Origin of the sequence: Streptomyces monashensis (genome assembly GCF_001866665.1) — a bacterium.
GTDB lineage: Bacteria > Actinomycetota > Actinomycetes > Streptomycetales > Streptomycetaceae > Streptomyces > Streptomyces monashensis.
Genome location: NZ_MLYO01000078.1, coordinates 1 through 6,249 on the forward strand (window position 1 = coordinate 1; position 6,249 = coordinate 6,249).

Here is a 6,249-nt window from a genome sequence, read left to right on the forward strand (position 1 = left end):
GGAACCGCTTACTCAAGGATTAGGAACCCCAGCCGACGTACGGCTGAGGCTCCTCGGGGCGGTGAGTACCGGTCAGCAGGTGGAGTTGTCCAGGCCGTGGACCGCTCGTCCACGTCTCGGCACACCGCACCGCATCGCGGTCACCGTGGATCAGGCGGCTCAGCGCTGCAGGGTGAGGAGACCCGGCCGCCACGGCAGTTGGTCGTAGGGGCCGCTCGCGGTGGGGGACTTGCCCTGGTAGAGGAACTGCAGGTTGCAGGGGTCGATGGTCATGGTCTGGTCGGGGTTGGTGCGGACCAGGTCGCCGTGGCTGATGTCGTCGGTCCAGGTGGCGCCGCTGTTGGCCTTGCCCGCGAAGGGGTTGCTCTCGCTGGCGGCCTGCGGGGTCCACGGGCCGCTCAGGCTGGAGGCCGTGAAGGAGCGGAAGTAGCGCTGCTCGTTCGCACCCCGGGCCTCGACGATCATGAGGTACTGGTTCTGGCCCTGAACCTTGTAGACCTGCGGTGCCTCGAACAGGTTCTTCACCGAGTCGCTCATGACCGTCGTGTACGACGAGCCGAAGTTGCCCGGGAAGTTCCCGATCGGCATGCTCGCCCGGTAGATGTTGCCGTTGTCACCGGCGAAGAACAGGTACATGTTCTGGCCGTCGGCGATCAGGGTCTGGTCGATCGGGGCGGAGCCCGGGACGCTGCCGGTGAACAGCGGCTGCGGCGCGGACCAGCCGTTGGGGTTGGTGGGGTCGCTCGACGTGCGGTAGATGAAGGGCGACGCGCCCCACTGGGACGCCAGCACCCAGATCTTCTTGGGCGCGAAGTAGAACAGCGTGGGCGCCACCGCGGACTGGCTCATCCCGGTCTGTCCGACCGACGCCATGTCCGACCAGTTCGTGAAGGGCGCGAACGCCATCGAGCCGTACCCCGACCCTGACACGTTCGACGCGTAGACCAGGTGCCTGCCGTTGTAGACCACGTCGGTGAAGTCCTTCACCGAGACCCACCCGTTGGCCGGCTGCGCCAGCGCACCCGTCGACGTCCACCGGTACGTCGACGGAAGAGAACACGTGCTGCCCGTTCCGGACAGGCCGGTCCACTTCTGGTTACCGGCACCGTGGCACGTCCGGATCTGCGGGGACGTGCCGTCGGTCTGGCCGGCGCCCGGCACATCGAGACACCGTCCGGAACCAACACCGCGTAAAGCACCGCTGGTGGCCGCCTGAGCCGGACTGGCGACGGGCATCGCCGCCAACGAGACCAGGGCCGCGGCCACGGCGGCGAGCATCACAGACCGATGTGTGCGGCGGGAACTACGTCTGCGCATGGGGACCTCGTATTCCTTGAGTGAGCGGGTTTCCGGTCGGCCCCGTCGCAGGCTGTGCGGGCCTCGATGCGACGCGGCGTGTTCGAGATAGCGAATACAGGTCGAAGTATCGAGCAAAGTGGATGATAGGGATTCGGTGAACAGCGTCAATACCTCTCGCATAATTCGCGAGCCGCAACCCATCTTCTTGAGCCGGTGACACTCGGCAGCGGCCAGTTCCAGGGCACGGCGGAGCATACGAGCATGGGTTATGGCCGATCTGAAGAAAGTACCCATACCGCGGGCCAGCGCGCGTGCCGCCACGTTGTGCTGACTCCTCGCGTCCGATGCTGACCTTTCACTGACGCCCGAGGGCCTGCAATCCCTCTGACCTGGGAAGAACCGCCAATCACGTGATATGCGGCGGGAGTTCGGTTCGCGTGTGGTTCGCGATCTGCCAGCCGACGATCACGCGGGAGCACACTGCACCGTCGAGCGGCTGACGGCCGAGTTGGCGCCTGGTGGGTGCCATCCTCAGCACCGGGTACGCCCCTCTCCCCGATGCCCCTGCCCACCGTCCTGCCCGACAACGCCGTTCCCGTCACTGCACACGCAGGGTGCTGTCTCCGGTGAGGGTCGGTGATACGACGCAGGCGAGCACGCCCGGGTCAGCCAGGACCGAACCGTCGGGCAGAAGGTGCACATCGAGCCAAGCCCGTTACAGGCATTGACCATGACGACCGGACTTCTATCATCCAGAGAGTCCGAAGTACCGAGCATAGTTCGATATACCGCACACACGTGCACCGATCGTCCCCCTCCAGCCTGAGCGCCGTGTGAGGACCGGAAGTTCTCCACCAACCCCCTGAGTCACCGCACCACCGGTACCGCGTGAGTCACCCCCCACCATCGAAGGAGCTCACTCATGACCGTCCGACCACAACTGCGGCCCTGGCAGCGCGCACTGCTCGCAACCGGAGCGGCCGCCGCACTCAGCGTCGGCGTGCTCACCGGCACGGCGCCCGCGGCCCCGGCCACCTCCCCCACTCCGGCCGCCGCCTCGCTGCCGTGCGACCTCTACGCCGCCGCAGGCACCCCCTGCGTGGCGGCGCACAGCACGACACGGGCGCTGTACGCCTCATACAACGGTCCGCTCTACCAGGTCCGCCGCGCCTCCGACAACGCCACCCGCGACATCGGCGTCCTGAGCCGGGGCGGATACGCCAACGCCGCCGCCCAGGACTCCTTCTGCGCCAGAACCACCTGCCTCATCACCGTCGTCTACGACCAGTCCGGCCGCAACAACCGCCTCACCCAGGCACCTCCCGGCGGGTTCTCGGGCCCTGCCGCGGGCGGGTACGACAACCTCGCCAACGCGACCGCGGCACCGACCACGATCGGCGGCCACAAGGCGTACGGCGTCTACGTGGCCCCGGGCACCGGATACCGCAACAACTCCACCAACGGTGTCGCGAAGGGGGACCAGCCGGAGGGGATGTACGCCGTCCTCGACGGCACGCACTACAACGGCGGCTGCTGCTTCGACTACGGCAACGCCGAGACCAACAGCCGGGACAACGGAAACGGCACCATGGAAGCCATCTACTTCGGAAACATCAAGGTCTGGGGCTACGGATCGGGCAACGGCCCCTGGATCATGGCCGACCTCGAAAACGGCCTGTTCTCCGGCGTGAACCAGCACTACAACGCGGGCGACCCGTCCATAAGCCACCGCTATCTCACCGCCGTCGTCAAGGGCGAGTCCAATCACTGGGCCATCCGCGGCGGCAACGCCCAGTCCGGCGGCCTGTCCACCTTCTACAGCGGCACCCGCCCCAACGTCGCCGGCTACAACCCCATGAAGAAGGAAGGCGCCATCATCCTCGGCATCGGCGGCGACAACAGCCACAGCTCCGCCGGCACCTTCTACGAAGGCGTCATGACCTCCGGCTACCCGTCGGACGCCACCGAGAACGCAGTGCAGGCCAGCGTCGCAGCAGCCGGCTACGGAAAATAGACCCAGGCCGGTGGCTTCCTTCAGGTCAGGGGAAGTCACCGACCTCGACAACATCCGCCGGGTCACGGGCAGTTCCCGTACCCCGTGGACCGCACGCTCGGCGAACGCGCTTCCTCCGGCGCGAGAGCACAGAGGCGTAGGTCCGCCCGTCGGCGGAAGAGCATCGGCAGCGTGATCTGGAGTTCGGTCCGGGCGAGTGACCGGGCGAGGCAGTGGTGCGGGCCGTGGCCGAAGGCCAAGTGCTGCACAGCGCCACGGGTGAAGCCGAACGCATCGTGGCCGTCCGCCCGGCAGGAACGATCGGCAACCAGCCACCGCGTGACGGCGGGGGCCACAGCGTCATTGAACGGCACGAACTCCATCCGAACCCTAAGGGTGCAAGGCTGTCCCCTGGGCCCGCCGCCTGTCACTGCCGTGGTGGACACTCACATCCCTCGGGACGGCCGGCTCCCCAACAAGTGGGAGCACGCAGTGACCAAGTTGACAGACGTGCAGCACGCCCTGCACGCGGTACCGAACGGGTCGACATCGGCACCACGGTCCAACTACTCCCGTTTGAACACCCGATCCACGTCGCCGAGCACGGCGCGATGGTCGACATTCTGTCCAACGGCCGCCTCCGTCTCGGCGTCGGCCTGGGCAATTTCCCGTCGGAGTTCGAGCTTTTCGTACTCGATGCGAAACACCAGGTGTCGCGGTACGAGGAGGGCGTCGCGATCGTGCAGCGCGCGTGGGAGGGCGAGGAACTCGACTTTCACGGCAAACACTTCAACGTCAAGGGCCGCATCACGCCGGCGCCCGTGAGCCTGGAGCTGTGGATGGGCGCGACCGACGACATCGGCGTCATCACCGGCGACCTCACCGTCCGCACTGTGGTCGGCGGCGAGGAGCGCACCGCACACGTCACCGTCCGGTACACCGACGCCGAGGAGTGTTACACCGTCACCGGCAGCCCCGCCCACTCCCCGACGGCGACCTGGCCGCCTACCGCCGGCAACTGCTCGACCGCATCCACCACGGCCAAGCCGCCGAAGCCATCTGACAGCGCGGGAGCCTGTGCCCCGACCCGCATCGCGCCAGGCGCCCGCGGCCCTTCCGCGCCGATGCCAACCAGCCGTCCGACACCGAGAAATACCGGCGATCCGAGCCGACCGGCTCCCCTGGCACCTCATCAAGGCACAAGCCGCCGAACCCGACCTCACCCCCGCCCCACCCACACAGGCGGCCGGCCCAGTCCCATGCGACGGCTCATCGACACCTTCGCCTGTCGGCCGACGCGCTGCCTGACCCCCGAAGTGCAGGACAGTGCACCGCAAGGGCGTCCCGTAGCTCCGTGTCCGGGCCTGCACACGGCCGGCACCGCCTCTCAACGACCGCTCCAGGCGCGCAGCGCTCGGCACGGCCGCAAAACCCGCACTACTCGTCTGACGGACCGACAACGATGCCTCGGCACATGGGCCTTTCGAAGACTACGAACGCAGGGGCCATGCACGGACGATGCGACGTTCGGGTGTTTCTGCCGCACGACCATGAACGCAATGCATCGATTTTTGCGTAATTGCCAATAAACTCCACAACTGTGAAAAGTCGATCTGCTGTAGATCGCATCAACTCACTTGCCGGAGATGACATGCGCAAGCTTCGCAACTTTGCCGTCCTGGTCGCCGCGCTCGGCAGCATCGGCCTCGTCAGCGGCACGGCCCACGCCGGCGAGGGCGGCGGCCACGGGGACAAGTTCAACATCACCCAGAGCGCCCGATGCAAGTCGCACGACCTGAACCTCGATGTCCTTGGTGAAGTCGGTCTGCTCAACGGCGTGCTGGGCAACGCCCTGAACGGCGAGGGCAACCCGGGCGGCCAGGCCACGCACATGGGCTCGACCATGGGATGCAACAGCAAGGCATTCTGAGATTTCATCCTGCGCTGGTCCGCCGGTGAGGTAGCTGGTCCCGGCACCCGGCCCCAGGCCGGGTGCCGGGACCATATGTGCGCCGGCGGATCTCCGGCGCTGCGAACAGCATTCGGCCTCGGCTCAACATGGCGTGACCGGCCTACCGACCGCTCCCACAGCGACCGGCTGATCCGTGTCACACGGCTGATCGGATCACGTGTTGCCCGTGCAGAACTGCGCTATGCGGCCGCCCCCACCGCAGGCGAAGATGGACCCCGGGGTGAACACCTCGTCCGTGTTGATCGGACCGGGACCAGCGGTCTCCGCCTGAGTCACTATCTGCCTCGTCGCCGCGTTGTAGATCCCGACCCATACCGGTTGGGTGGTGTTGTCCGGGTCGTAGTACTCGGCATGGATACCGCCATTGCTCGTGTTCCACCACAGACGCACCACCGCGTTGCCGTGCCACGCCTCGGTCATCTCGACGAACGACGCCGGCGACTTGGTGGCCGCGCTCGCCGTACCGGCCTGCACACCTGCGGTCGTCAAGGCCAGCACGGCCATGGCAAGGACGAGTCTGGGTTTCCGCATCAACTTCTCCTGTATTCCAGGTTCGAAGAGGACCGAGCCTGTTCTGACTCTTTGAGGAGGGTCAGGACAGGAAGACACACAAGGTATTCCGAGCTGCCTGGATATACCGACATGTCATTCCGCTTGTTCGAGCCTCGCATCCAGCGGTTCGTCAGCTATGGCGGGACCCAGACAACACTGCAGTCACCGGTCCCACTGAGGCCGCTGCACGGCGGCACAGACGCGCCGTTCTGGTTGTTCGGTGCCGATATCGTCGCGGGGGCCTTCAACAGAGGTGCACACGTCTCCGTCCGGGCAACCCGTTCCAGGGCTGGCCGTTGTTGGCGAGAGCCGCAGCCGAGCCCGTCAGCACCGTAGTGCCGGTCGCAGCAACGACCGACGTCATGGCCAGTACAGCACGAAGCCTGTTCCTCACCATCTTGGTTCCCCCCTAGGCCGTGTTTTAGGAAGCGCG

4 protein-coding genes and 1 pseudogene are annotated in these 6,249 nt (G+C 66.5%); 3 read left to right on the forward strand and 2 right to left on the reverse strand.

The window, feature by feature from the left end:
* Window positions 1-159 precede the first annotated feature (159 nt).
* The gene (locus BIV23_RS38280; RefSeq protein ID WP_177240188.1) at window positions 160-1,317 is read right to left on the reverse strand and encodes a non-reducing end alpha-L-arabinofuranosidase family hydrolase; all 1,158 of its coding nucleotides are present in this window, start codon (window positions 1,315-1,317) and stop codon (window positions 160-162) included.
* Between the two features lie 904 nt (window positions 1,318-2,221).
* Between BIV23_RS38280 and BIV23_RS38285 the strand changes: the two are divergent.
* From BIV23_RS38285 to BIV23_RS38300, 3 genes and pseudogenes are all read left to right on the forward strand, one after another.
* Window positions 2,222-3,304, forward strand: a pseudogene (locus BIV23_RS38285) (arabinofuranosidase catalytic domain-containing protein); the annotation flags it as partial.
* Window positions 3,305-3,771: 467 nt separating this feature from the next.
* Window positions 3,772-4,881, forward strand: coding sequence for an LLM class flavin-dependent oxidoreductase (locus BIV23_RS54160; RefSeq protein ID WP_177240189.1), 1,110 nt, complete (start codon window positions 3,772-3,774; stop codon window positions 4,879-4,881).
* 62 nt (window positions 4,882-4,943) lie between these two features.
* Window positions 4,944-5,222, forward strand: a complete 279-nt coding sequence (locus BIV23_RS38300) for a hypothetical protein (RefSeq protein ID WP_071385609.1) — start codon at window positions 4,944-4,946, stop codon at window positions 5,220-5,222.
* A 195-nt stretch (window positions 5,223-5,417) separates the two neighbouring features.
* Here BIV23_RS38300 and BIV23_RS38305 read toward each other — a convergent pair whose 3' ends face one another.
* Window positions 5,418-5,795 carry a hypothetical protein gene (locus BIV23_RS38305; RefSeq protein WP_143079200.1) on the reverse strand — a complete coding sequence of 126 codons (378 nt, stop codon included), beginning with the start codon at window positions 5,793-5,795 and terminating at the stop codon, window positions 5,418-5,420.
* Between the last annotated feature and the right edge of the window lie 454 nt (window positions 5,796-6,249).

Bases quoted from the DNA above. Each gene is read 5' to 3' on its own strand.
- BIV23_RS38280 (WP_177240188.1), bottom strand. From the start codon at position 1,317: ATGCGCAGACGTAGTTCCCGCCGCACACATCGGTCTGTGATGCTCGCC.
- BIV23_RS38300 (WP_071385609.1), top strand. From the start codon at position 4,944: ATGCGCAAGCTTCGCAACTTTGCCGTCCTGGTCGCCGCGCTCGGCAGC.
- BIV23_RS38305 (WP_143079200.1), bottom strand. From the start codon at position 5,795: ATGCGGAAACCCAGACTCGTCCTTGCCATGGCCGTGCTGGCCTTGACG.